The sequence below is a fragment of the Marinobacter sp. M1C genome (genome assembly GCF_023314135.1).
Taxonomy (GTDB): domain Bacteria; phylum Pseudomonadota; class Gammaproteobacteria; order Pseudomonadales; family Oleiphilaceae; genus Marinobacter.
Window position 1 is genome coordinate 1,288,769 of record NZ_CP092289.1, and the last position, 24,699, is coordinate 1,313,467.

General features: G+C 57.6%; 20 protein-coding genes. 13 read left to right on the forward strand and 7 right to left on the reverse strand.

Features of this window, described 5'->3' with window-relative positions; genetic code table 11:
• The first annotated feature begins 29 nt into the window (after positions 1-29).
• Genes MIH19_RS06305 through ccmI form a run of 4 tightly spaced genes read left to right on the forward strand, consistent with a single transcriptional unit; the run spans position 30 to position 4,478 of the window.
• Positions 30-2,066: a heme lyase CcmF/NrfE family subunit gene (locus MIH19_RS06305; RefSeq protein ID WP_249008957.1), complete on the forward strand. Its 2,037-nt coding sequence runs from the start codon at positions 30-32 to the stop codon at positions 2,064-2,066.
• On the forward strand, positions 2,066-2,602 hold the full coding sequence (locus MIH19_RS06310) for a DsbE family thiol:disulfide interchange protein (protein WP_249008055.1): 537 nt from the start codon (positions 2,066-2,068) through the stop codon (positions 2,600-2,602). Before MIH19_RS06305 ends, MIH19_RS06310 begins: the two co-directional genes overlap by 1 nt.
• Positions 2,602-3,102, forward strand: coding sequence for a cytochrome c-type biogenesis protein (locus tag MIH19_RS06315; RefSeq protein ID WP_249008056.1), 501 nt, complete (start codon positions 2,602-2,604; stop codon positions 3,100-3,102). Before MIH19_RS06310 ends, MIH19_RS06315 begins: the two co-directional genes overlap by 1 nt.
• 59 nt (positions 3,103-3,161) lie before the next feature.
• On the forward strand, positions 3,162-4,478 hold the full coding sequence (gene ccmI / locus MIH19_RS06320) for a c-type cytochrome biogenesis protein CcmI (RefSeq protein ID WP_249008057.1): 1,317 nt from the start codon (positions 3,162-3,164) through the stop codon (positions 4,476-4,478).
• A 76-nt stretch (positions 4,479-4,554) separates the two neighbouring features.
• On the opposite strand, the gene MIH19_RS06325 is transcribed toward ccmI, so the two are convergent.
• From MIH19_RS06325 to MIH19_RS06350, 6 genes are read right to left on the reverse strand one after another with little or no spacing between them, the layout of a single operon-like run.
• Positions 4,555-6,054: a hypothetical protein gene (locus MIH19_RS06325; RefSeq protein WP_249008058.1), complete on the reverse strand. Its 1,500-nt coding sequence runs from the start codon at positions 6,052-6,054 to the stop codon at positions 4,555-4,557.
• Positions 6,048-7,925 (reverse strand): VWA domain-containing protein, encoded by a 1,878-nt coding sequence (locus MIH19_RS06330; protein ID WP_249008059.1) that lies wholly within the window; start codon positions 7,923-7,925, stop codon positions 6,048-6,050. Before MIH19_RS06330 ends, MIH19_RS06325 begins: the two co-directional genes overlap by 7 nt.
• Positions 7,918-8,943, reverse strand: coding sequence for a VWA domain-containing protein (locus MIH19_RS06335; RefSeq protein ID WP_249008060.1), 1,026 nt, complete (start codon positions 8,941-8,943; stop codon positions 7,918-7,920). Before MIH19_RS06335 ends, MIH19_RS06330 begins: the two co-directional genes overlap by 8 nt.
• Complete coding sequence (locus MIH19_RS06340) at positions 8,940-9,470, reverse strand: DUF4381 domain-containing protein (RefSeq protein ID WP_249008061.1); 531 nt, start codon at positions 9,468-9,470, stop codon at positions 8,940-8,942. Before MIH19_RS06340 ends, MIH19_RS06335 begins: the two co-directional genes overlap by 4 nt.
• A complete protein-coding gene (locus MIH19_RS06345; protein ID WP_249008062.1) occupies positions 9,467-10,456 on the reverse strand; it encodes a DUF58 domain-containing protein in 990 nt (329 codons plus the stop codon). Before MIH19_RS06345 ends, MIH19_RS06340 begins: the two co-directional genes overlap by 4 nt.
• Positions 10,457-10,463: 7 nt before the next feature.
• Positions 10,464-11,450 (reverse strand): MoxR family ATPase, encoded by a 987-nt coding sequence (locus tag MIH19_RS06350; RefSeq protein ID WP_249008063.1) that lies wholly within the window; start codon positions 11,448-11,450, stop codon positions 10,464-10,466.
• Between the two features lie 189 nt (positions 11,451-11,639).
• On the opposite strand from MIH19_RS06350, the gene MIH19_RS06355 reads away from it, so the two are divergent.
• The 4 genes from MIH19_RS06355 to MIH19_RS06370 all read left to right on the forward strand — a co-directional run bounded on the left by MIH19_RS06355 (position 11,640) and on the right by MIH19_RS06370 (position 19,655).
• Positions 11,640-16,544, forward strand: a complete 4,905-nt coding sequence (locus MIH19_RS06355) for an NAD-glutamate dehydrogenase (protein ID WP_249008064.1) — start codon at positions 11,640-11,642, stop codon at positions 16,542-16,544.
• Positions 16,545-16,609: 65 nt separating this feature from the next.
• On the forward strand, positions 16,610-17,290 hold the full coding sequence (can, locus tag MIH19_RS06360) for a carbonate dehydratase (RefSeq protein WP_249008065.1): 681 nt from the start codon (positions 16,610-16,612) through the stop codon (positions 17,288-17,290).
• 14 nt (positions 17,291-17,304) lie between these two features.
• Positions 17,305-18,399 carry a class I SAM-dependent methyltransferase gene (locus tag MIH19_RS06365; protein ID WP_249008066.1) on the forward strand — a complete coding sequence of 365 codons (1,095 nt, stop codon included), beginning with the start codon at positions 17,305-17,307 and terminating at the stop codon, positions 18,397-18,399.
• Positions 18,396-19,655: a methyltransferase gene (locus MIH19_RS06370; protein ID WP_249008067.1), complete on the forward strand. Its 1,260-nt coding sequence runs from the start codon at positions 18,396-18,398 to the stop codon at positions 19,653-19,655. The genes MIH19_RS06365 and MIH19_RS06370 overlap by 4 nt, the downstream gene beginning before the upstream one ends.
• A gap of 88 nt (positions 19,656-19,743) precedes the next feature.
• Here the strand turns inward: MIH19_RS06370 and MIH19_RS06375 are convergent, their stop codons facing one another.
• On the reverse strand, positions 19,744-20,358 hold the full coding sequence (locus MIH19_RS06375) for a riboflavin synthase subunit alpha (RefSeq protein WP_249008068.1): 615 nt from the start codon (positions 20,356-20,358) through the stop codon (positions 19,744-19,746).
• 152 nt (positions 20,359-20,510) lie between these two features.
• On the opposite strand from MIH19_RS06375, the gene MIH19_RS06380 reads away from it, so the two are divergent.
• The 5 genes from MIH19_RS06380 (at position 20,511) to MIH19_RS06400 (ending at position 24,698) form a co-directional block, all read left to right on the forward strand.
• The gene (locus tag MIH19_RS06380; RefSeq protein WP_249008069.1) at positions 20,511-21,314 is read left to right on the forward strand and encodes a hypothetical protein; all 804 of its coding nucleotides are present in this window, start codon (positions 20,511-20,513) and stop codon (positions 21,312-21,314) included.
• Positions 21,315-21,402: 88 nt separating this feature from the next.
• Positions 21,403-22,086, forward strand: coding sequence for a TetR/AcrR family transcriptional regulator (locus MIH19_RS06385; RefSeq protein ID WP_249008070.1), 684 nt, complete (start codon positions 21,403-21,405; stop codon positions 22,084-22,086).
• 80 nt (positions 22,087-22,166) lie between these two features.
• Positions 22,167-22,625, forward strand: a complete 459-nt coding sequence (locus MIH19_RS06390; RefSeq protein ID WP_249008958.1) for a L,D-transpeptidase — start codon at positions 22,167-22,169, stop codon at positions 22,623-22,625.
• 80 nt (positions 22,626-22,705) lie between these two features.
• Complete coding sequence (locus MIH19_RS06395; protein WP_249008071.1) at positions 22,706-23,950, forward strand: mechanosensitive ion channel family protein; 1,245 nt, start codon at positions 22,706-22,708, stop codon at positions 23,948-23,950.
• A complete protein-coding gene (locus MIH19_RS06400; RefSeq protein ID WP_249008072.1) occupies positions 23,934-24,698 on the forward strand; it encodes an S-methyl-5'-thioinosine phosphorylase in 765 nt (254 codons plus the stop codon). Before MIH19_RS06395 ends, MIH19_RS06400 begins: the two co-directional genes overlap by 17 nt.
• Position 24,699 lies beyond the last annotated feature (1 nt).

Here is a 24,699-nt window from a genome sequence, read left to right on the forward strand (position 1 = left end):
TGGCAAATATGTGGAGTATGGAAAGTATGATGTATCCGGAACTCGGACAGTTTGCACTCATTCTGGCGCTGCTGTTGGCGGTGTTGCTGGCGGTGGTGCCCATGGTGGGCTCGGTCACCGGCCGTGATAGCTTGCAAGCGTTTGCCAGGCCGCTGACGGCGGGCATGTTTGTGTTTGTCGCCGTGGCCTTCGGCATTCTGACCTACGCTTTTCTTACCGATGATTTCTCGGTGGCTTATGTTGCCAACAACAGCAATAGCCTGTTGCCCTGGTATTTCAAATTCAGTGCGGTGTGGGGCGGCCACGAAGGTTCTCTTCTGTTGTGGATTCTGATGCTGGCGGGCTGGACCCTGGCGGTAGCGGTGTTTTCCCAGCGCCTGCCTGCGGTGATGGTGTCCCAAGTGCTGTCGGTGCTGGGCATCGTGTGCGTTGGTTTTTTGCTGTTTATCGTTATGACCTCGAATCCGTTTGAGCGAATACTGCCAAACATTCCCGCCGACGGCGCCGACCTGAACCCGTTGTTGCAGGATTTTGGCCTGATTATTCACCCGCCTATGCTGTACATGGGCTACGTGGGCTTTTCAGTCGCTTTTGCCTTTGCTATTGCGGCACTGATTAACGGCCGTTTGGACGCCGCCTGGGCGCGCTGGTCGCGGCCTTGGACCACTGTGGCCTGGGCCTTTCTGACCATCGGTGTTGCTCTGGGCAGCTGGTGGGCCTATTACGAGCTTGGCTGGGGCGGCTGGTGGTTCTGGGATCCGGTCGAGAACGCGTCTCTACTGCCTTGGTTGTCGGGTACCGCACTGATGCACTCGTTGGCGGTGACGGAAAAACGCGGTGTGTTCAAAAGCTGGACTGTGTTGCTGGCCATTGTGACCTTCGCCCTGAGCCTGCTCGGCACCTTCCTGGTACGCTCTGGCGTACTGACCTCGGTGCACGCTTTCGCCTCGGACCCCGAGCGCGGCACCTTCCTGCTGGTTTTGCTGGCCATCACGGTGATTGGTAGCCTGATTCTGTACGCGGTTCGTGCACCCACTGTGCACGTGCGCGCCCGTTACGGTTCCATGTCGCGGGAAATTTTCCTGTTGCTGAATAACGTCATGCTGGTGTCGGCGACCTTGCTGGTGGCGGTGGGCACGCTTTATCCGCTGGTGCTGGACTCACTGGATATGGGCAAGCTGTCTATTGGCGAGCCGTTTTTCAATCTGACCTTTACGCCGCTGGCCATCGCCGCCGGGCTGTTAATGGGTGTTGGTGTTTTTTCACGCTGGAAGAAAACCGACGCTGGCTGGTTGGCGCGCAAACTGCTGTGGCCGCTGGCTCTCAGCATTCTGATCAGCGCCGCGGCGATTGTCGGTTACGGCGAGTTCAAGATTATGGCTTTTCTTGGCATTTTCACCGCAGTGTGGGTGGCTGTGGCCACGTGTTGGGACCTGTCGGACAAGTCGAACTCACGCAAGGGCCGGATGCATGGGCTCAAGCGCCAGTCGCGCAGCTATTACGGCATGGTGCTGGGGCACTTGGGCCTGGCGATGACCATCGCCGGCGCAACAGTGGTGTCCAACTACGGCATTGAGCGCGACGTTCGTATGGAGCTGGGCGATGTTGCCACCGTGGGCGACTATCAGTTTGTTTTCACTGACATTGGCCAACGCCAGGGTGCAAACTTTACCGCCCAATACGGTGGTTTTGACGTGTTGTTGGACGGCCGTAAAGTGGCTGAATTGCACCCGGAAAAACGCCAGTATTCGGTGGGCATGAACGTGATGACCGAAGCAGACATAGATGCAGGCTTTACCCGCGACATTTTTGTCGCTATTGGTGAGCGCATCTCAGACAACGCCTGGGCCATTCGGCTGCAGTACAAACCGTTGATTCGCTGGTTGTGGCTGGGGGCTTTCATAATGGCACTTGGCGGCTTCCTGGCGGTGAGTGACAAACGCTACCGTATCCGCGAACGGGCAACCGAGCGAAAAGCAAAACCTGCCGACAGTGGCTCCCTTGTCGCACACCCGGTAATGACTTCTGTTACAAAACCGGTGATAGCTTCGGAGGCTCGGTCTTGATGAAACGGGTCCTGTTGTTTTTGCCGTTGCTGGTGGCTCTGGTTTTAGGCGTGTTGCTATTTTCCGGCATCGGAAAAGATCCGACAAAGCTGGAGTCAGCCCTGGTCGGTAAAGCCATGCCGGAGTTCGCCCTTGAGGACTTGCACCGGCCAGACGTGCAAGTCAGCCAGCAGGTGTTCCAGGGTGAACCCCGCCTGTTAAATGTGTGGGGCACCTGGTGTCCGTCGTGTCGCGACGAGCATGCTGACTTGATGTGGCTGGCCAAGAACGAAGGCGTGCCCATTGTGGGGCTGAACTACAAAGACCAGCGTGCTGAGGCCAAAGCATGGCTAGAGCGCCTGGGCGACCCCTACAGCACCAGTATTTATGATCCCAAAGGTAGCCTGGGTTTTGATCTGGGTGTGTATGGCGCTCCCGAAACGTTTGTAATTGGTGCTGACGGCACGGTGCTGCATCGCCACGTAGGCGTGGTGAACAAGCAGGTGTGGGAAGAGACTTTACGGCCTCTCTTGAACCAGGCAGGGGGCCAGTACTGATGGCAATTTTCAGGCTATTCAGCCGCTTTGCACCAGCCCTGCTGATTGTTCTGGCGCTGCCGGCCCAGGCGGTAGTGCGCGACGTCTATAGTTTCGACACGGATGACAAGCAGCAGCGGTACCAGACCATGACCGCCGAGCTGCGCTGCCCCAAGTGCCAGAACCAGAACATCGCCGACTCCAATTCGCCGATTTCCGAAGACATGCGTGACGAGGTCTATCGGATGATGACAAACGGCGCCAGCGACGTAGAAATCATGGATTCGCTGGTCGGTCGGTTTGGCGAGTTTATCCGTTACAAGCCCTTAGTCGAAAAGCGCACCCTGCTGTTATGGGCAACACCGGTTATTTCAGTGCTTGGCGGCTTTTTAATTGTGGGTGGTATTGTTTTGCGATCGCGCCGCAACAACCAGGTTGACAGCGAACTGAGCGCCGAGGAACGGGCGCGGGTGGAGAAGATTATGGACGGGCACAACGGCAAATCGGATTCACAGGCGTAACGCCCAAAACAAACCGCAATCACATTTAACGATTTTCTCTCATCGGTAACGGGATTTTCATGAGCAATATGTTTTGGATTGCCGCATCTTTATTAATCGTGCTGGCATTGGCCTTTGTGCTGTATCCGGTTTTGTTCCACCGCTCTGGCCGGAGCCAACAGCTAGACCAGCGCAATCAGAATCTGCTGGCTTACCGCTCGCGCATGCAGGAACTGGACGCGGAATACGAAGCCGGGGTGCTTGATAAAGACAACTATCAACAGCTAAAAACCGAGCTTGGTGGTTCCATGCTCGATGACATTCCTGAAAATGAAACGCCTGCCGCCTCAACCCCCGGCCGTAAAACCGGCATGGCGGTGGCGCTGGTGTCCATTCTGGTGATTCCCGCTTTGACCCTTGTGTTGTATGAGCGTTGGGGTGCTATGGATCAGGTAGAGCAGTTCATCACTATGGAACAGCTGGGGGCCGGTAATGAAGCCGGCCGCGAGCAACAGATGGCGTCGCTGGCGGCGCAGTTGCAGGCCAAGCTGGAAGCCAGCCCGGACAACCCCGACGGCTGGGCCATGCTGGGGCAAACCTATATGCGCATGGAAAAATACCCGCAGGCGGCACAGGCGTTTCAGCGTTTGGAGCAAAGCGTAGAGCGCGCTGGCGGCGACGATCCGTCCCGTGCCATGGCATTGGGTCTGGCCGGCCAGGCGATGTTTTTCCAATACCAGGGTGCTATGAACGCAGAGGTGCAGCAGGTAATTTCCAGCGCGCTGGAGCTTGACCCAAACGAGGTCAATGCCCTTGGCCTGCTGGGAATCAGCGCCTTTGGCCAGGAAAACTACCGCGAAGCGATTGGCTTCTGGCAGCGTATTGTTCAGGTGGCGCCAGACCACCCGCAGCGCGATTCTATTGAGGGCGGTATTACCGAAGCCTACAACCGCTTGGGCGAAACACCGCCTGAGAGTTTTCTGGCATCGATTCAGGCTTCCGATCAGCAGTCGGCTCAGGCCTTAAAAAGTGACGGCCCTGGTGTCACCGTCAGCGTTAGCCTGGACGAAGCTTTCTTAAACGACGTACCTGCCGATACCACGCTGTTTGTGTTTGCCCGCCAGGCCAACGTTAACAGCGGCCCACCGCTGGCGGTTGCACGCTTCAAAGCCGCTGACATGCCGTTGGAGATCCGTCTGGATGACTCCTTGGCAATGTCTCCGCAGAATACGATTTCCTCGGTTGAAAAAGTGATGGTCACGGCGCGCCTAAGCCCCAGTAGCAGTGTTATGGCCCGCGCCGGCGACTGGCAGGGCAGCCTGGCAGCGCCGGCTACCGTAGCCGCTGGTGAGCAAATACCCCTGACGTTAGTGATTGATAGCCTATTGATCGAATGAGCAGGGCCTTGCCGCGGTAGCGCCGCGTACGTTTTCGCCACCGCGGTGGTCTGCAATGATTTATACCTGAGTGGGGCTACTGCCGCGATGCATCAATGGCAGGCGGGTACAGTGGCGATAGATCATTGTTTGCCGCCTGGCTGGCCGGTCTGCGTTCTAGCTCACGAATTGCCTGTTGCAGTTGCGTCGGACTGTTTGAAACCTTGTTTTCCGACGCCTTGTCTTCCGACGGTTGCTCTGTGCCATAACGTTGTTGTTCAAGTATGGTTAGAGCGTCAGTGAGCGGCGGCAAATGACAGAACTCTGCCACCTGGCGCCAGCTTTGAAATTTCTTGTCCGGATACTGAAGGTTCATCCAGCGTAGCAACAGCCGCGGTGTGTCCGGATTGTTGTTGCCGGCAGCGGCAAGCAGTTCCTTGTAGAGCCCTGAATCGTCTGGCCCGAGGTTGCTCTCGGCTGCCTTGTTAGCTCGATAACGCGAGCGCTTTGCGCGCCAGAACAAACCTGCGGTAATACCCCAGCCAACGGCCATAAACAACGCCAGCCAAGGCCAGAAAGCACCGCCGCCAGTGGTATTTTGGCCGTTCATATCCGATTCTGAATCTGCGTCGCTGACGACGTTATTCAGCGTTTCATCAATGGCGGCGACCGCCGGAGCTTGGGCCTGAGCTTGAGTATTGATGCCTGAGCCGGGCGCAACCACCAGCACGCGCTCAGGAATAATCGCGACTTTTTCTGAATCGCTTGCGGTATCCCACCAGGGAACGCGCACCTCGGGCAGGCGTAGCTCGCCGGCCCGCACCGGTACCAAGGCGCTGGCCTGTTGCAATATAGACATCAAGCCGTCGGTGCTGATGTCGGTGGCACGCTTGGCGGGCTCTGGATAAGTGCGCAGCCCCGGCGCTGTCTGAGCCGGGAAGGGCGGCAGGGTAGCATCTGGCAAGCCGCTGGCGCGCAGGGTTAGCTGGCGGGTCAGATTTGCACCGCTGGTGACGCGGTTATCGCTGGGGAGACCGCTTTCTTCCAACGTTAACCCTGTGGCGGGTAGCCAGACGCTGCCGCTGAATTGCGGCGGTATGTCTTTCACCGGCAGGTCAAACAGTTGTTCGCTGCTGCGCAGGGTCTGCAGGCGGCCGTTGGCGCCGCGAAAGCTGCCTTCAAATTCCAGGGGTGCCAGGCTGAGTTGGCCCGGTGCCTGCGGGTAAACCGCGTAGCGGCGTTCAATCATACGGTAGCGTTGATCACCCCGAACCCGCGAGTATTCCTGTTGTGGGCCCAAGGATTCAATCACCGCGTTATTGCTGGCCGGCTCCGACAGTTCGCCGCGAATAAGCTCATTGCTGAAGTACAGCTGTACCGTTAGCAGCAGCTGCTCCTGCACATAAAGTTCGGCTTTGTCGGTGGAGAGCTCTATAAAACTCTTCCGCACTTCTTCAGTCGGGTTTTGCGCCCATGCCGGCAACGCTAGCAGGCACAAGGCGATGATCAAAAACCGACCAAAGCCACGGCAATCGCTGTAATCGGCATAACCATGCCGCTGCAACGGCGTCGAGAATTTACGGTGTTGCTCTACCATGGCGTATCGCCTCTGTCTGCTGGTGTCTGCCGTTGCCGGTATTGCTGAAGGAATTTCTGCTGCAACAGACCGCCAGGGTTGTCTGGCACCCGCCTTAAATACTGCTCTTGGCTCTGGCTCAGCGGGGCTTCCCGGGTATCTGCCGGGGCCTGTTCCGGCCCCGGCTCTTTACCGGGCTCACTCTCGATTTCACTCTCGACTTCACTCCCTGATTTTTTATCAAGTTCGGCATCGAGCTCTGCGCTATCGCCGTTGTTGTCAGATTGCTGATCGCGTCCGTTTTCACCGTTTTCCGGCCTTCCGGAATCCTCGGAGTTCTCTGCATTCTCGGAGTTTTCGCTGTTCTGCGGCTCCCCGTCCTGGCTGTCAGAGCCCGGGTCCTGTCCGGATGACGGATCTTGCTGTTGACCTTGTTCTTGCTGTTCCTGCTCCTGCTCCTGTTGCTGGAGCAGGTCGCCAACCAAGGCTCGGTTGGCAAGGGCGTCCGGGTGTTGGGGCTGCAGGGTGAGTGCCTGGTCGTAGGCAGCAATAGCCTGCGCCAACTTGCCCGCTTGGGCCAGGGCGTTGCCCCGGTTGTAGGCGCCCTCGGCTCCCGGCACGTCGGCGAAGCGATCACCGGCGGCTTCGAACTCGCCACTGCGATAGAGCGCCGTGCCTTGCCATTCAGGCGTTTGTAGCTGCTCTGCAGCCTGCTTTGGGTTCTGCTCTATCAGAGCTGGCGCGCGCTGATCTTCACGCTGCCACAGCTCGCCCCAGCTAAGGGCTTGCGCAGGCTGCGGCAGGGTAGGTAGCAAGGCGAGCGCGAACAGCGCTAAAGCGCCGCGGCGCCAGATCAGCAGTAACAAGGGAAGGGCCAGCCAAAGTAGCCAGTAGCCGTCTTCCTGCCACTGTGACCGTTGGCGTGTTTTTGCAGGATCAAGCCGTGCCGCGTCGGTTTTGGCGAAAGCCGTGTTTGAGCCGCTGACGGCCAGCGCGCTGAGGTCACGGCCATCCAGCGTCAGAGTCGCGCTCCTGCCGCCATTGGCCGCTGCTAGCTGTGCTAATGTCTCGGGCGCTGCCTGGCTGATCACAATGCGGTCGCCGTCGCGTATAAAACCGCGCTCTGCCAGAGGGATTGGGCCACCGGCGCGGGTGCCAACGGTGAGGGTGTCAAGTTGGAAACGGCTGCCTGTTAACAGCTCGGTAATGGCCTGGCGGTAACGGGGTTGCACGTCGTCTGTGATTAATAAAATACGGCCGTTGCCCGGTGCTCCGCGTTCGAGCAGCTCCATGGCCTTGCGCACTGCGAGATCGGCGCGGTTGCCTGCGGCCGGCATCATCACCGGTTCCAGAACGGCGAGCATGGATTCGGTAGTGGCACTGTCGTCGCTGAGGGGCGTTACGCCGTGAGCGTCTGCGGCGTACACCACCAGAGCTGTAAGGCTGCCTTGGCGCGCGGCAAGAATGTCGCGAACCTTGCGCTTGGCCAGTGTCAGGCGGTTCGGCTGCACGTCGGTGGCCAGCATCGACAGCGACAGGTCCAGCACGATCACCAGGCTGTTGGCGGGCGGTGCGGCGGGGCTTGGCGCCTGGCGCAACACCGGGCCTGCCAAGGCCAGACTGATCAGCGAAAACGCCAGCACGGCTGCCAGCGGGCTGTTGATTCGTGGCATTCTTCTTAGCACTCTTTTTGGCACTCTTCGCTGGTCCGCAGTGCTGTGTCGCGGCTCCGGCAGCAGCGGCGCCAGAAGATGCTGGGGTATCAGTGCCGACCAGCCGCTGTCGCTGTCACCGCGATGCCGGGCCAGCCAGTACACCAGCGGTGTGGCCAGCAACAGCAAAAGCCACCAGGGCCGCAGCCATTGTAACTGCGAAATCATCAGCTCAGACATGGGGCTGTTTCTCTGTTTCGGGGCCTTGGCGAAGCGGTTGCTGGCGTAGCTTTTGGTAGCGGCGGAACAAAAGCGCAAACAGCCACAGGGTTACCGCCAGCGCCGCCGGCCAGACATAATATTCGCGCACCGGTCGGTAAAACTGACCTTCTTGGAGGGCCGGTTCGAGCTGGTTAATGCTGGCGTAAATACCGGCAAGTTCGGCCAGATTACGGGCGCGAAAATATTGGCCTCCGGTTTGCTGCGCCATGCGCGTTAGTAGGGCCTCGTCTAGATCCCGCGACGGATTGCGCCGCAGCAGTCCGGTTATGGCGCTATCCGCGCCGGCGCCAATACCGATGGTGTAAAGCCGCACGGCACTGACCTGTGCCAGCTCACTGGCTTTGTCAGGCGTTATTTCGCCGGCGGTGTTGGCGCCGTCGGTCAGCACAATGGCAACTCGTTGCTCTAGGGGCCGCTCGCGCAGGCGCTTCACCGCGAGCCCAACGGCGTCGCCAATGGCGGTTGCGTTCCCGGCCATGCCGAGGCCGGCTTCTTGCAGCAGAATGTTTACCGTTGTTCGGTCAAAGGTCAGGGGTGCTTGTACATAGGCCTGGCTGCCAAACAGGATAAGGCCCAGGCGATCGCCCTGGCGCTGATCAATAAACTCGGCCAGCACCTGTTTTACCGCCTGTAACCGGTTAATCCGTCGGCCCTGACGCACCATATCCGGCTCGTCCATGCTGGGTGAAATGTCGACTACCAGCATCAGATCGCGCCCTGTTGTCGGCAGTTGCCGAGCCTCGCCCACCACTTGTGGTCGCGCCAGCGCCAGAACCAACAGCAACCAGCCGGACAGTATGAGCAAACGCAGCCATACAGGGTTTTTGGCGCTATGGCTGGACACCCCCGGCATGTCGGTTAACCAGTGCCCCAGGGGCATTACCGGTGCTTGCACGGGTTGGGCTGCGCGGCGGCGCCAAAACAGCGCCAGCGGCAGCAATGCAAGCAATAGCACCCAGGGATAAGCCAGTGTCATGGCGCACCCCGCAGTTGTTTTTTATGGCGTTGCAGCCAGCGCCCGGCAAAGGCTAGTGCCTGCTGCGGGTCGCAGCTGTTGTGGGGTTGCCAACAGGCGTTCACCATTGTGGTAACCAGGTCTGCTTCAACGGCGTTATCGCTACTGTGCTGCAAGAACGCGACCCAATCGTCGCCGCTCAGGGCGACGACCGGTTGCAGTGGGTGGATATCACGGGCCGCACGCTTTAGCAATGCGTTAAGCTGGCTGAACCAAACGGGGCTATTCTGCGTTTGCGTTTGCGCCCGCAGCGCCGCCAGTTCCCGTTGTACAGCTTGCCAGCGCCGGTTGCGCCGCTGCCAGCGTTGCCATCCGCGCACGGCCAGCACCAGGCAGAGCAAGCCTGCAGCGGCCAGTAACCACCAGCCGGGCGCTGGCGGCCACCAGCCTTCGCTCACGGGTAAATGAATATCGCGCAGTTGTTGCAGCGCGTTGGCGGCGTTGTCGGCCATATTGTTGGCCCCATTGTTGGCGTTAGGGGTGTTCATCCCAGGCGGCCCCCGCCGGCCATCAGCGCGCGCAGCGCCAAGCGCGGATGCTCGCCAGTAGAAACATCAATGCGGGTGACCGCCGCCACGCGCAGGCAATGTTGCAACCGCTCCTGGTGTTGGTTCATGCGCTGCTGCCAGGCCTGGCGAAACGTGTTATCCGCGGCGTCAAACCATAGCGGCCCAATGGCGCTGGCCACCGCAAACTGGCCGTGCCGGGGCAATGCCTGCTCCAACGGATCACTGATATGAACGGCGCTGACGCTGTTGTGCTGAGCCAGCTTACCCATCAAGCCAGCGCTGTGATCGCTCAGCTGCATAAAGTCACTGATGATGAAAATTCGGCTGCCGGTGCGCGCAACGCGACAGGCTTCAGCCAGCGCGTTATCCAGCGACCCCGGCTCTGCCAGCGGCGCGCTCGGGGTGGGGTGAAACTGGCCGGGCTGATGTTGTAGGTGGGCAAGGTTGTCTAGCAGTCGCAGCACCGAGGTCTTGCGCCCTGCCGGGCGCTGCAGCGTTAACAGCTGGCCATTGAACACCAGACCGCCTACCCGGTCGCCGCCAAAAAGTGCAACCCAGGCCAGCATGGCCGTAGCTTGGGCGGCGCGCACCTGTTTGTAGGCGCCGGTACTGGCAAAGAACAGTGACGGGCTTAAGTCACATAACAGCAGAACCGGGCGCTCTCGCTCTTCCTCGTAAATTTTTGTATGGGCCTGTTGTCGCCTTGCCGTTACTCGCCAGTCAATGGCGCGAATGTCATCGCCTGGCTGATATTGCCGAACTTCGGCAAACGCCATACCGCGGCCTCTTTGTGGCGAGGCGTAAGCTCCGGCCTGGCGGCTGCGGGTGGCCTTGGCCGACGGCAGCCGCAGCGTATGGGCTTCTGCCTGCAGCTTTACCAGCGCAGCCAATGGCAGTGCGATGTCGTGCGCTGCGTTGGCGTGCGCGGCAGAGGCCGACACATTGGATGCGTTACCGTGAATCATGGGCGGATTATGCCGTCACCGGCAGACATTCTAAGAGTCGCCGCAAAAAATCGTCGGTGCTGATGCCTTCAGCCTGAGCGTCGAAGTTTAGCAGCACCCGGTGGCGCAGCACGTCAAAGGCCACATTGCGGATATCGTCCGGTGTTACATAGTCGCGCCCATCAAGCCAGGCCTGGGCGCGGCTGCAACGGTCCAGTGCGATAGTGCCACGCGGGCTGGCGCCAAAACTGGCCCAGCGCGCCAGTTCCGGGCCTACCTCCGGGCCTAGCTCTGCAGGCTTGCGAGTGGCTAGCACCAGTGCCAGTAAATAGTCCTCAACGGCCTCTGACATGTGTACGTCGGCCACCTGCAGGCGCGCGGCAAACACCTCGCTGGCACTCACACGGCGGGTAACGGCGGCCGCAGGTTGGCGAAAGTCGCGGCGCGCCAGGTGCAGAATCTTGCGTTCGGCGCTGGCATCGGGGTAATCAATCAACACGTGCATCAGAAAGCGGTCGAGCTGGGCTTCCGGCAGGGGGTAAGTGCCTTCCTGTTCTATCGGATTCTGCGTCGCCATCACCAGAAACAGCGGTTCCAGCGCGAAGGTGTTCATGCCCACGCTGACCTGGCGTTCGCCCATGGCTTCCAACAGCGCTGATTGCACCTTGGCCGGGGCGCGGTTTATTTCGTCGGCCAGTACCAGGTTGTGAAACACCGGGCCGCGCTGGAATTCGAAAAGACCGGTTTCTGCGCGATAGATCTCGCTGCCGGTCACATCGGAAGGCAACAGGTCAGGGGTGAACTGGATGCGGTGAAAGTCGCCTTCAATGTATTCAGCCAAGGTTTTGATGGCGGTGGTTTTAGCCAACCCCGGGGCACCTTCTACCAGCAGGTGGCCATCAGCCAGCAGAGCCATCAATAGGCGGTTAACCAGGGTTTTCTGGCCAATAATACGTGTTTCCAGCTGGCTCTGAAGATCCAGAAAAGTCTGCTGTAATGATAACGACGATGACATAGGCAAGGTACTCATGACCGGTAACGATAAAAGACAGCTATGCTACAACAATCTGACTGATAAGTAGTTGCCGTAATTTTGCGGAGATGCCGGCAAAAATCAAGCGCTTGACATATCCTAGTGCGATAACAACGGCATAAAAACGATATAAAACCAGTTCCCATCGTTCACACGAACCAGAGGTACGCTATGAATGCGCTGACATTGGCCAGTAAGGAACAATTTTTTTCGAAGTTAGAGGAGGCGTTTGGCGAGAAGATTGCCAAAACCGAAGCCACCCGAATCAGCGAATTTGCTCGCCAGCATTACTCGCAGATACCTCTGGAAGAATTGGTCAATCGGCGATTTTCAGATATTTATGGCGGTGTAATGGCAGCGTGGCAGTTTCTGCGCCAGCGCGTACAAGACGAAACACCGGTTTCCGTGTTCAACCCGGATCTGGAGAGCGATGGGTGGACGTCGACTCATACGATGATTTTTATTATTCATCCGAACATGCCGTTTCTGATTGACTCTTTGCGCATTGCCATTAACCAGCGTGAAATTGGTACCCATTCCATTCAGCACGCGGTGCTTCAGATCAGCCGCGATAAAGATGGCAAGTTGGCCGATCTGCACGGCAAAGATGCGAGCGGGACTGCACAGGCCGAGTGTGCTCAAGAGGCGTTTATTGCCATTGAAATTGATCGCCACAGCGCGCCGGAAGAAATGGCCGAGCTGGAGCAGGTACTGCAAAGTGTGTTGCACGAAGTACGCATCGCGGTGGGTGATTTCCCCCGGGTAAACGCGAAAGTGATCGAAAGTCGCGAGGAGCTGGAGCATTCCGCCGGAGGTATCAGCAAGCAACAGAAAAAAGAAGCACAGGCATTTTTGACCTGGCTGCAAGAAGATCATTTCACGTTTCTCGGTTACGACGAGTACGACTTTATAAACGACAAAAACGGCGTGGAGGTGCGCCGGGTAAAAGATTCCGAACTGGGCATACTGCGGGTAACCAACGAACGCCCCGTGTGTGTGCGCTTAAATGAGTTGCCCAATCGCACCGGTCAGGAAATGACCCGCACCGACGATGTGTTTATTTTTGCTAAATCCGCCCAGCGTTCGCGCGTGCATCGGCCAGCCTACCCGGACTACATTGCCATAAAACGCTTCAACCAGAAGGGTGAAGTGGTGGGTGAGCGGCGTTTTTTGGGCCTTTATACCGCTCGAGTGTACAACGAGCGACCAGACCAAATTCCATTGATTCGCCGCAAGTTCGAAAGTGTGATGGCGCAGTCAGGCTTCCCCCGTGACGATTATACCGGCAAAGAGCTTGATCAAATCCTGACGGTGTTGCCCCGCGACGAGCTGTTCCAACTCAACACTGATGAACTGCTGCGATTGGCCACGGGCATACTGTACATTCAGGAACGCCGGCGTATTGAGTTGTTCATACGCGAAGACGTGTACGGTCAGTTTGTGTCTTGCCTGGCCTACTTCCCACGGGACATCTACAACACCGAGCTGCGTCTGAAAGTCGAGCAGGTTCTGGTAGAAACTTTGGGCGCCGAAGACGTCGAATTTGTGACTTATTTCTCCGAATCGGTACTGGCACGGGTACAGTTCACCATTCGCGTGCCGCCGATGGAAAATCGCCAGCTACCACTGGCTGAGATTCGCCAAAAGGTGTTCGAGCTGGCGCAGTCCTGGAGTGACGGGCTGTCAGAAGCCCTTACTGAAGCCTGGGGCGAAGAGCAGGGCAGCGAGATGAAGCGTACCTGGAGTGCTGGTTTTCCCGCCAGTTACCTGGAAATGTTTTCACCACGCCGCGCCGCTATTGACCTGGAATACGTTGCCAGCGCCGCCAAAACCGGCGATATGGCCATGAGTTTTTATCGGGCGCTGGAAGAAGACGACAGCACAATTCACTTCAAATTGTTCTATCCAAACCATCCGGTACCCTTGTCTGACGTGATGCCGGTGTTCGACAACTTTGGCTTCCGCGTACTCAGCGAACATCCGTTTGAGATGACCAATCGCAATGGTGAGGTGGTCTGGCTGCACGACTTCACTCTGCGTACGGTTTCTGGCGCCACGATCGACCTGCAACGTTTGCGGCCACTGTTCGGCGAGCTGTTTCGTCGTGTTTGGCGCGGCGATGCCGAGAACGACGCTTTCAACCGCCTGATGAAATCGTCTTATAAGAGCTGGCGCCAGATTGCGCTGTTGCGCACCTACGCCCGTTATATGCGCCAGATTCGGTTTTCCAACAGCCAGACTTTTATTGCCAAAACATTATTCCACCACACGAACTTGACCGAAGTTTTGCTGGCTTACTTTGAAGCCCGCTTTAATCCGGATAACGGCTACAGCTTCGCCAAGCGCGAGGCCACGCAACAAAAACTGCTGGTGGAATTTAACGCGGGGCTGGAAGAAGTTGAGAACCTGAGCGAAGACCGGGTGTTCAAGCTGTATATGGAGCTGATTCAGGCAACCTTGCGTACGAATTATTATCAGCCTGACGAGTCTGGTCAGCCCAAATCTTACATCAGCGTAAAGCTGGATCCGACCGGCATTCCGGACATGCCACTGCCGATGCCGATGTTTGAAATATTTGTGTATTCACCGCGAGTAGAAGGTGTGCATCTGCGCGGTGGCAAAGTGGCGCGCGGAGGCCTGCGCTGGTCGGATCGATTTGAAGATTACCGTACCGAAGTGTTGGGCCTGGTAAAGGCGCAGCAGGTAAAAAATGCGGTGATTGTGCCGGTGGGAGCGAAGGGCGGTTTTGTTGCCAAGCAGCTGCCGAAAGCCTCTAACCGCGAGGCATTCCAGGCCGAAGGCAAAGAAGCGTACAAAACCTTTATTCGCGGGTTGCTGGACATTACCGACAACTTGGTGGACGGCAATATTGTGCCACCGCTCAGCGTGGTGCGCCAAGACGCAGACGATCACTACCTGGTGGTAGCCGCCGACAAAGGCACCGCCACATTCTCTGATATCGCCAACGGCCTGTCTGCCGACTACGACTTCTGGATGGGCGATGCCTTTGCCTCTGGCGGCAGCAACGGTTATGACCATAAAAAAATGGCCATTACCGCCCGCGGCGCCTGGGTATCGGTGGAGCGACACTTCCGGGAAATGGGTATCAACCCGGCGGATGACGAGTTTACCGTGGTGGGCATTGGTGACATGGCCGGTGACGTGTTTGGCAACGGCCTGCTGAGCTCGGAAAAAACCCGCTTGGTAGCGGCGTTCAACCATATCCATATTTTTATCGATCCGGCTCCAGACGCAGCCAAGGGTTATAAAGAACGCCTGCGCCTATTCAAAATGCCGCGTTCGGCCTGGACTGATTACAACAGCGAGTTGCTATCCGCCGGTGGTGGCGTTTTTAGCCGCAGTACGAAATCCATTCCGCTGAGCCCCGAAATCAAAGCCCTGCTAGGAATTAAAGCAGATCGGGTGCCGCCCAACATGCTGATTGCCCACATCCTCAAAGCGCAGGTAGACCTGCTGTGGGTTGGCGGCATTGGCACTTATGTCAAAGGGGGCGGTGAAAGCCACAGCGATGTCGGCGATAAAGCCAATGACGGCGTTCGTATCAACGGCGCCGAGCTACGCTGCAAGGTGGTTGCCGAAGGCGGTAACCTGGGCCTTACCCAGCGCGGCCGTATTGAATACGCGCTCAAAGACGGGCGCTTGAACACCGACTTCATTGATAACTCCGGCGGTGTGGACTGTTCAGACCACGAAGTGAATATCAAGATTTTGCTCAATCGCTCCATTGTGATGGGCGATTTGACCGCCAAACAGCGCAACCTGCTGCTGGAAGACATGACCGAAGACGTGTCTGCTCTGGTGCTAAAGAACAATTATCGCCAGACCCAGGCGCTGAGCATTGCCAGCGAAGACGCCGCCAAACGCATTGAAGAATATCGTAGGCTGATGAACACCTTAGAGGCAGAAGGCAAACTTAACCGCGAGCTGGAATTTTTGCCCGACGACGAGGCTCTGAACCAGCGCAAACTCGCTGGTAAAGGCCTGACACGGCCGGAACTCGCGGTGTTGATTGCGTATGTGAAAGCCGACTTGAAGCAGACCCTGGTGGCCAGCAACCTGCCTGATGATCCGTTGTTGGCGGGAGAAATGTCGAAGGTGTTTCCGCGGGAGCTCAATCGCAAATTTGCCAACGAGCTGGGCGAGCACCAGCTACGGCGGGAAATCATTGGCACCCAGATTGCCAATGATATGGTTAACCATATGGGCATCATTTTTGTCGATGGCATCAAACAGTCGACCGGCGCCGATTCGGCGCAGATAGCACTGGCCTGGATTATTGCCCGCGATCTGTTCCGCGTTGACACCTGGTGGGACCGCATTGAAGACCTGGATTTCCATGTAAACGCTCAGCTGCAGATAGAACTGATGCAAGAGATGATGCGGCTGATGCGGCGCACTGTGAAATGGCTGTTGCGCAATCGCCGCGCCGAACTGTCGATTGCTCATCACATTGAGCGCTTTGCCGACAGCGTTTGGGCTATTACCGCGGGCCTGCCGGACTATCTGAACGGACAAACCCGTAAACTCTGGCAGAAGCGCCATCAGGCTCTGATGGATTCCGGAGTGCCGGAAGACCTGGCGCCGGTGCTGGCCGGTACCGACTATTTGTATTCGTCGCTGGGCATTATCGAAGCCCAGGAAGCGACAGACGTGCCATTGAAAACCGTGGCCAGCTTGTACTACGAAATCAGCGAGCGTCTGCAGTTGAATTGGTTTGCCGGCGCCATCTCGGCGCTAGTGCCAGCCAGCCATTGGCAGTCGCTGGCGCGGGAAAGTTTCCGTGAAGATCTGAACTGGCAGCAGCGGGCGCTGACCACCGGCGTGCTGCAGCAAGCCGGCGAGCCGGGTGATGTAGCTCTGTGCGTGGATCAATGGATGGCCCGTCACCAGCCGATGATTGACCGCTGGCAGGAGATGTTGGTTGAGTTGAAACGCAGCCCCGAGCCGGAATACGCCATGTTTTCTGTAGCCTTGCGGGAACTACTGGACCTGGCGCAGATAACTCTTCACCAGGTACCAGTTGAGCCGGAAGAAATGGCTTCTGAGGTGAACTAGGTATTGATTAACGGGAGCAATTCCCGTTCAATCCTTCGCTTTAACTCAAAAATTGGAGCAAATAGATGGGGCAACTGGATTATTTACTGGAAAAAAACCGGGCCTGGGCAGAGGGCATTAAAGCGCAGGACCCACAGTTTTTTGATCGGTTATCAAATCAGCAGGCCCCGGAATATTTGTGGATTGGTTGTGCCGACAGCCGGGTGCCAGCCAATCAGATTGTGGACCTGATGCCCGGCGAGTTGTTTGTGCACCGTAACGTGGCCAACGTGGTGGTGCATACCGACTTCAACTGCCTGTCGGTGTTGCAGTTTGCGATTGATGTGTTGAAAGTGAAACACATTCTTTTGGTGGGTCACTACGGCTGCGGCGGTGTTAAAGCCGCCCTGCTAAACGAGGGCTTTGGCCTGATTGCCAACTGGCTGCGCCACGTGCAAGACGTGCGTGATCGTTACCGGCACATTCTGGAACCCATCACCAGTGTGCAAGACCGCGCCGACCGCCTGTGTGAACTGAACGTGATTGAACAGGTGGACCACGTGTGCCAGAACAGCATTGTTCAAGACGCCTGGAAACGGGGCCAGGACTTAACCGTGCACGGCTTCGTGTACGACCTGCGTGACGGCATAATGCGGGATATGGGCTTACCCATAGCCAACGCTGCCACCAGCGAGCATGCCCGCCAGCAGTCGGTGGATGAAATGGTACTTCGCCCGGTGCGCTCCGGCCGCCTGATTAAAGCCTGAATTACGGAACGCCCATGTCTGCATTACCTAATTCCCACGAAGCGCTGCTTCGTAATCGCTCCTACCTGACCGGTAAGGTCGCCCTGCTGGGCGCTATTGCACCGGATTTACTGACCGAGCTGGCAACGTTGGGCAGTACTGGCCTGGCTATGACCGAGCACGCCGGATACGCCCACGCGCTGGAACAGGCCGCCAGCTGGCCGGTGGCCTTTGGCTACAACGCCCCGGCTCTGACCGCCGCAGCCTTTGATTCTGTTGTGGTGTTTTTGCCCAAGGCCCGCGCCGAGCTTGATGTGCGGCTGTCGCTGGCGCGTTGGCTGGTGTGCCCCGGTGGCCGCCTGCTGGTGTTGGGGGAGAAAAAAGAGGGCATTGCCGGCGCGGTGAAACAGCTGCGCAAGGCCTTGCCTCAGGTGCACAAAATTGACAGTGCGCGGCATTGTCAGGTGTGGTGCGCAGAAGACGTAACACCGCTTGCGCACTTTGCCATCGCAGATTGGCTGGATTGGAGCCAGATCAGCGTTGCCGGTCGGGAGCTCGATGTAGCAGGCTTACCCGGTGTGTTCAGCCGCGGCGAACTAGACTCGGGTACAAGCCTTTTGCTGGAAACCCTGGCCAGCACCCCATTGACTACCCTGTCGGTTCGGGCGGCGCCCGGTATACCGCCGACGAGGGCCGGCAAGGCCCTGCGTGTTCTCGACTTTGCCTGCGGCGCCGGCGTTATTGGCGCCTGGTTGCAGACTGATGAAAACACGGACCTAAGCGTTGACGCCGTAGACGTGCAGTCGCAGGCGCTGCTGAGCGCTCGCGCGACTTATGACCGAGTGGGTGCACGGGGCGAAATTATTGCGTCTGACGGCATTGCCGGGCTAGACGGCCGCTGGCAGGCGGTGGTGTCTAACCCGCCGTTTCATAGCGGCGTGCGCACCGATATGACCATGACCGAGCGCTTTGTGCGCGACCTGGCCAGCCACTTGGAACACGGCGGTGAGCTGCGGTTAGTGGCCAACAACTTCCTGCCTTATGAGGCATTGATTCGTCGTTGTATTGGCCCGGTTGAACGCCTTGCGGAAAACAACAAGTTTACGGTGTATCGGGCCTTTCGTCAGTGATATGGCCGTTGAATCTGGAGCGTGCGGCGCCTGCGCCAACGCTTGATAGGGCAGCGAAGCCAAATGCCAACGCTGCCAGCCTTCAAGCCTGGGATGCGGCGGATGAGCTGCTGTTGCAGCAGGCCACGCATTGGATGGACGACAAGTGGCTGGCGGACAAACAGCAGGCGGACAAACCACACCCGCGGGTGCTGGTGGTGGATGACAACTTCGGCGCTCTTACGCTAGGGCTATGGGGGTTGCAGCCGGTTATCCTGGCCGACAGCGCGGCCCTTGGGCCGGTGCTGGCTCACAATCTTGCCTTGAATCCACCACTGCACAGCATTTCGAGCCATCAGGCCGCGCCGCTGAGCTGGCGTGACGACCCGGTTTTGACGCAGGAAACGGCAATAACCAGCCGGTGCAGCGTCAATGTAATGAGTGGCCCGTTTGATCTGGTGGTTATGCGCATTCCCCGCTATGGCGACTACCTGGCCTGGCTGCTTAGACGGGTAAATGCCTTGCTGGCAGACGACGGCGTGCTACTCGCGGGCGGCATGATAAAACATCTGCCAGACCGCAGTGTGGACGTGTTTGCCCAAGCGATTGTTACCGAAAAGGTGTGCCCTGCGCGCAAAAAAGCGCGGGTGGTAATATGCCGAAAAGGAAGCGCAGAATTAGCAAACTGGAACCCTGCGTGGCAGGGCTACTCGCTTGCTGCGGGCGCTGAAATAGCAAAAGCACTGAGCGTTGCAGCTCTGCCGGCGGTATTCGCCCGCGACAAGCTGGATATCGGCACCCGGGCATTGCTGCCCCACGTTACGCAGGCAGCCGCAACGTTGGCGCCAGGCGCGCGGGTGTTAGATTTAGCCTGCGGTAATGGCGTACTTGGCTTGGCAGCGCTTGCGGCTAACAGCCACCTTGAATTGACCTTCAGCGATGTTTCCAGCCAGGCGGTTATAAGCGCCGCTGCCAACGCCGCCCGCGAATTCCCCCACAGCGCATTTTCTTTCCACCATGCCGACAGCATTTCCGCAGATGGTGGCGAGTTCGATCTGATACTGCTTAATCCGCCGTTTCACGACGGTGGGATGGTGGGTGATCATATCGCCTTGGCGCTGTTTGCCGCCGCCCGCCGCCATCTTCGCCCCGGTGGACGACTGTTGCTGGTGGGCAACCGGCATCTGGGATACCACCGCAGCCTCGGCCGCTTTTTCCCCCAGGTGCGCCAGCTAGACGCTAACCCGAAATTTGTGGTGCTTGAAGCTAGCCGTTAACATCGGGCGCTCGTGGCTTTCAATGACCGCTTTTGATCACCGCCTTCAGTCACGCCTTTTAATCACGTCTTCCGAACACGCCACGGGATTAAACGGCAGGGCGGCCGTAACCCAAGCGTGCCAAGGTGTCGACAATGGTTTGGGTCTGGCTGTCTATTTCAATATTCACGCTTTGGCCCACGCTGGTTTCACCAAATACGGTGGCGCGCAAGGTTTCTGGAATCAGATGCACATTGAAGCGGTTGCCATGCACTTCGCCAATGGTCAGGCTGGCGCCGTTAATAGCAATGTAGCCCTTGGCAAACACATAGTGGGCCCAGTCTGCCGGTACCTCAAACCAAAGGCTGACGTTGTTTTCGCTGCGCACAATATCGACAACCTGCGCGCGGGTGTGAATATGTCCAGATAGTAAATGCCCGCCGATTTCATCGCCAATGCGCGCTGCGCGTTCGTAATTCACCCGGCTGCCGGTCACCAGAGCGCCCAACGTCGTCAGCCGCAGGGTTTCCTGCATGGCGTCAAAGTACAGCACGTTACCCTGCTGGCGGGTGACGGTCATGCAGGTTCCGTTAATGGCAACTGAGGCGCCGATGGAAATGCCTTCGGCTTTGCCGGTAGGCAGGGCGATGGCAAAAGTGCTTAGCCCGGGCGCGGCGATAACGTCGTCAATGGTCGCAATGCCTTGAACAATGCCTGTAAACATGGGTAAAAAGCCTCGTGCGTTTTGTAAAGATGGCGTGACATACGGTTGGCCAGAATAACCAGATGACGCCGAGGTAACAACGCACACCTCAAGATTCTGTTGCTGGCGCCGTTAGCACTAATAAGTCCACATTTTTTCAGGCGGAATTGCCCATGGCCCAAAACACAGGAACCAAGGCGCGACAGGTATCTGCAACGGCTTCTTTAGCCGTCGCGCCCGCCGTATTGCGCCAAGGCCGGGCGGCCGACCCGGCGCCAGTCGTGGCGGATAAGGCTGTGGCTGTTGCGGGGCAATCGTCTGAAGCCATGGCTGCCGACGCTTCGGGCAGTCGCGATGCTGATTTTGGCGGCAACCGTGATAAAGCCGCCAACCGCCAGCGCCAGTTGCGATTGATAATGCGCCAATGTGACCGGGTGCTGCTGGCCGATTACGACTTGCTGACGATGGAGCAATGGCCGGATAACGCCCGGATTTCCGCTGCGCGATGGTGCCGGGATCTATGGTTGTTGGCGGTGGTTATTGCCGCTGTGTTGTTCATTGGCGGAGTGCTCGGCGTATTACCGGCCTGGCTGGGCGGTACCGGTTTTGGCGCGTTTGTTACGACGCTGCTGCTGGCGCTGCCGCCGGTGCGCAGGGTGTTCAGCTCACGCCCGTCACACCGGGAGCTCATGCAGCAGCGTCGGCAAATGCTGCGTGACGCCAGGCGCCACGTGGCGCATCTAGAGGGAAGCGATGGTTTGGTGTGGCAGTGTGAACGCATGGCTGCGTTCAACCCTGCGCTGGCAAGTCACAGCTTTTCGCGATTACGGGAAGCATCGGAGAAGCACACACTGGTGCGGCAATTAACCGAGCGCAAATACGTGCGCCTGTATCTGTTCTATCTGGTAGAGGCAGACAAAGCCTACCAGAGGCTGCAGCAGGTGTTTCTGGACAGCCGCCAGCAGGAGCTGGAGTAGGTCACGATTGACGGCAGCACTAACTTGACAAGCTGATTTTTCAAACGTATGTTTAAAACATACGTTTTTTACGGAATCAGGATTAACAATGGCGCAATCAGATACTGTAGATCGCATTCTGGACGCAGCGGAAGAATTGTTCGCCGATCGCGGATTTGCTGAAACATCGCTGCGGATGATCACCAGCCGGGCGAAAGTGAACCTTGCCGCCGTTAATTATCATTTTGGCTCCAAAAAATCCCTGATACAAGCAGTTTTTGCCCGCTTTTTAACGCCTTTTTCAGCCACCGCCCAAGCTGCGTTTGACGATTTGGAAAAAAGTTGTGATGGCAAAGCGCCAACGTTAAACCAGACCCTGCGTGCCCTGACCGAAAGCGCGGTGCGAATGCCACAGCGCAGTGAACGCGGCATTGCGATTTTCATGCGGCTTCTTGGCCTGGCTTATACTCAGTCGCAGGGGCATTTGCGAAAATTTCTGGAGCAGGAATACAGCGAACCTTTCAGCCGTTTCATGCGCTTGTTAAAAGAAGCTACGCCAGAGTTGTCGGCGGTCGATCGCTACTGGCGCATTCAGTTTATGCTTGGCGCCACCGCTTTCACTATGTCCAGTAACGAAGCTTTACGTGATATTCTAGCCAACAAGATGGGCGTGGAAACCAGCGTGCAGGAAATTGCTGCGCGGCTGGTGCCGTTTTTGGCAGCCGGCATGCAGGCGAAAGACCCAATGCTGACGCCTATGCCCTGCGACCAGGAAGCACTGGCTGTGTTTTAATCAGCCAGTGCCGCCACTAAGCCTGAACGGAGCCTATTGTGGTTATCGGCGCTGCTGCTGTCAGTCATCTGATTATTGATATAGCCCGCCAGCGTCTGCAACTGTTTGACGTAGCTTCTACGTGCGTGGCTGATTATTCGGTGTCCACGGCGCGCAACGGCGCCGGCGAACTCGATGGCAGTGGTTGCACCCCACGGGGCCAACATTATATTCGCGCCATGATTGGCGCCGGGCAACCGCTGAACAGCGTATTCCGTGGCCGCCGCCCGACCGGCGAAATCTACAGCCCCGAATTGGCCATGGCCCACCCCGAGCGTGACTTTATTCTGTCCAGAATAGTGTGGCTGTGCGGCCGGCAGTGGGGCGTAAATCGCGGCCCCGGGGTCGATACTTTTCGCCGCTTCATATACATTCACGGCACTCCTGACACCGAGCCGATGGGCACTCCGTTGTCCCACGGCTGTGTGCGCATGCGCAACGCCGACCTGGTGGCACTGTTTGTCCGATTAAAGCCAGGGATGCCGGTGTTCATTTTTTAGTACGTCGATTTTAACCTGTTATTACAGAGCACCGGCAGAGCTGCCCGGCGCATTCTTCGGTTTTGCATAAGAGGGATTCCATGATTGAGGAAGGCATAGTGGCCTTTAATGGTTGGATGACGCACTTCGAGCTGCTGTCTTCGGGCTGGCGCGTGGGTCTTATTGTGTTTGGTCTGGTATTTGGTACCGCAACGGTGGCCTACATCGCCAGCCACGTGATTGCCGCCTTGGAAAGCAGGTTTGTTAAAACCCGCAATATCTGGGATGACGCCATACTGCACGCCATACGTTTGCCTCTGGTGTTTTTTATCTGGTTGCAGGGCGTTTACTGGGCGGCGGAAGTGGCCTACTACTATTCCGAAGCGGATGTGTTTACCGCCAACGACGCCTTGCTTCAAATTGGCTTCATCTGGGTGGTGAGCTGGGCTGTGTTGGGCCTGATCAAGCAGATTGAGCAGGTGTTAGTGTCGCCGGTTAAAATGAAGAAACCGATGGATTACACCACCGTCAACGCCATCAGTAAGCTGTCGCGGTTGGTGGTGGTGATTACTGCGGTTTTGATTGCCTTACAAACCCTGGGCTTTAGTATTTCCGGTGTACTGGCGTTCGGCGGTGTGGGTGGTATTGCCATCGGTTTTGCTGCTAAAGACCTGCTGGCCAACTTTTTTGGCGGTTTTATTATTCACCTCGACCGCCCATTCAAGGTAGGCGATTGGATACGCTCGCCAGATCGCAATATTGAGGGCACGGTAGAGCAGATCGGCTGGCGTATGTGCACCATCCGTACGTTTGACAAACGCCCGCTTTACGTACCTAACGCTACGTTTACCACCATTGCGGTAGAAAACCCGTCACGTATGTCTCACCGCAGAATCAGTGAAACCATTGGCGTGCGCTATGACGATATAGGCCGCATACAGGACATTGTTAACGATATTCGCACGATGCTGAAAAATCACAAAGAGATTGAAACCAGCCAAACTCTGATTGTGAATTTTCTGGCGTTCAGCCATTCCACGCTGGACATCATGGTGTACACCTTCACAAAAACCCGCGAGTGGGTGAAGTATCACGAAGTGAAGCAGGACGTGCTGCTAAAAATCAGCGACATTATTGTTGGCCATGGGGCCGAAGTGGCGTTCCCGACCCAGACCCTGCACGTGGCCGATAGCGTTAAGCTGAAGCATCTGGAACACAGTTCCGACGGTGGCCAGGGCGGCGATAACGCCAGTAACGAGGCTGGCGAGCGCTCTTTGCGCGACGACCGCGAACAAACCTCAGGCCAGGAAAGTTCTGTGGAGAGCCGTCATGCAAAACCTCGCTGAACGCCCCGTGGGCATTATCGGCGGCACCGGCCTGACCGCACTTGAAGGCTTGCAATTAACCGGTGAGCAAAGCGTGACTAATACCTGGGGTGCGCCTTCATCGGTGCTCACCAGTGGTTTACTGGGCCAGCAGCGTGTGCTTTTTCTGGCCCGCCACGGTAACCCACACCGGATACCGCCTCACCAGATTAACTACCGCGCCAATATCCAGACGCTTTTTGATGCCGGCGTACGCACGTTGGTGAGCGTTAACGCTGTGGGCGGCATACACCCGGATATGGGCCCGGCCCACATTGTCATACCGGACCAGCTGATTGATTATACTTGGGGTCGCAAAGGTACGTTTTTTGAGGGCGAGCTGGATAGCGTTACCCACATTGATTTCACCTGGCCTTATAACGAGCCGGCGCGGGCGATTATGATCGAGCAAGCGGAACGTCTGGGATTAAGCTTTTCCAGTCACGGGGTTTACGGTGCCACCCAAGGGCCGCGCCTTGAAACCGCTGCGGAAATCCGCCGTATGGAGCGTGATGGCTGTGATCTGGCGGGTATGACAGGTATGCCAGAAGCGGCTTTGGCGGCGGAGCTGGGTATGCGTTATGTCAGCCTGTGCCTGGTGGTTAATTATGCGGCCGGCAAGTCCAACACGGTCATCACCATGGTGGACATTCAGCGAGCGATTGACGACGGCATGGTTGCCGTGAAAACCCTGCTACAGGCTTCCGTTGCCGAGCTTGGGGGTTTGTAGG

Excerpts from the sequence above, each read along its gene's own strand:
- MIH19_RS06305 (WP_249008957.1), top strand. The coding sequence starts at position 30 with ATGTATCCGGAACTCGGACAGTTTGCACTCATTCTGGCGCTGCTGTTG.
- MIH19_RS06310 (WP_249008055.1), top strand. The coding sequence starts at position 2,066 with ATGAAACGGGTCCTGTTGTTTTTGCCGTTGCTGGTGGCTCTGGTTTTA.
- MIH19_RS06315 (WP_249008056.1), top strand. The coding sequence starts at position 2,602 with ATGGCAATTTTCAGGCTATTCAGCCGCTTTGCACCAGCCCTGCTGATT.
- ccmI (WP_249008057.1), top strand. The coding sequence starts at position 3,162 with ATGAGCAATATGTTTTGGATTGCCGCATCTTTATTAATCGTGCTGGCA.
- MIH19_RS06325 (WP_249008058.1), bottom strand. The coding sequence starts at position 6,054 with ATGGTAGAGCAACACCGTAAATTCTCGACGCCGTTGCAGCGGCATGGT.
- MIH19_RS06330 (WP_249008059.1), bottom strand. The coding sequence starts at position 7,925 with ATGTCTGAGCTGATGATTTCGCAGTTACAATGGCTGCGGCCCTGGTGG.
- MIH19_RS06335 (WP_249008060.1), bottom strand. The coding sequence starts at position 8,943 with ATGACACTGGCTTATCCCTGGGTGCTATTGCTTGCATTGCTGCCGCTG.
- MIH19_RS06340 (WP_249008061.1), bottom strand. The coding sequence starts at position 9,470 with ATGAACACCCCTAACGCCAACAATGGGGCCAACAATATGGCCGACAAC.
- MIH19_RS06345 (WP_249008062.1), bottom strand. The coding sequence starts at position 10,456 with ATGATTCACGGTAACGCATCCAATGTGTCGGCCTCTGCCGCGCACGCC.
- MIH19_RS06350 (WP_249008063.1), bottom strand. The coding sequence starts at position 11,450 with ATGTCATCGTCGTTATCATTACAGCAGACTTTTCTGGATCTTCAGAGC.
- MIH19_RS06355 (WP_249008064.1), top strand. The coding sequence starts at position 11,640 with ATGAATGCGCTGACATTGGCCAGTAAGGAACAATTTTTTTCGAAGTTA.
- can (WP_249008065.1), top strand. The coding sequence starts at position 16,610 with ATGGGGCAACTGGATTATTTACTGGAAAAAAACCGGGCCTGGGCAGAG.
- MIH19_RS06365 (WP_249008066.1), top strand. The coding sequence starts at position 17,305 with ATGTCTGCATTACCTAATTCCCACGAAGCGCTGCTTCGTAATCGCTCC.
- MIH19_RS06375 (WP_249008068.1), bottom strand. The coding sequence starts at position 20,358 with ATGTTTACAGGCATTGTTCAAGGCATTGCGACCATTGACGACGTTATC.
- MIH19_RS06380 (WP_249008069.1), top strand. The coding sequence starts at position 20,511 with ATGGCCCAAAACACAGGAACCAAGGCGCGACAGGTATCTGCAACGGCT.
- MIH19_RS06385 (WP_249008070.1), top strand. The coding sequence starts at position 21,403 with ATGGCGCAATCAGATACTGTAGATCGCATTCTGGACGCAGCGGAAGAA.
- MIH19_RS06395 (WP_249008071.1), top strand. The coding sequence starts at position 22,706 with ATGATTGAGGAAGGCATAGTGGCCTTTAATGGTTGGATGACGCACTTC.
- MIH19_RS06400 (WP_249008072.1), top strand. The coding sequence starts at position 23,934 with ATGCAAAACCTCGCTGAACGCCCCGTGGGCATTATCGGCGGCACCGGC.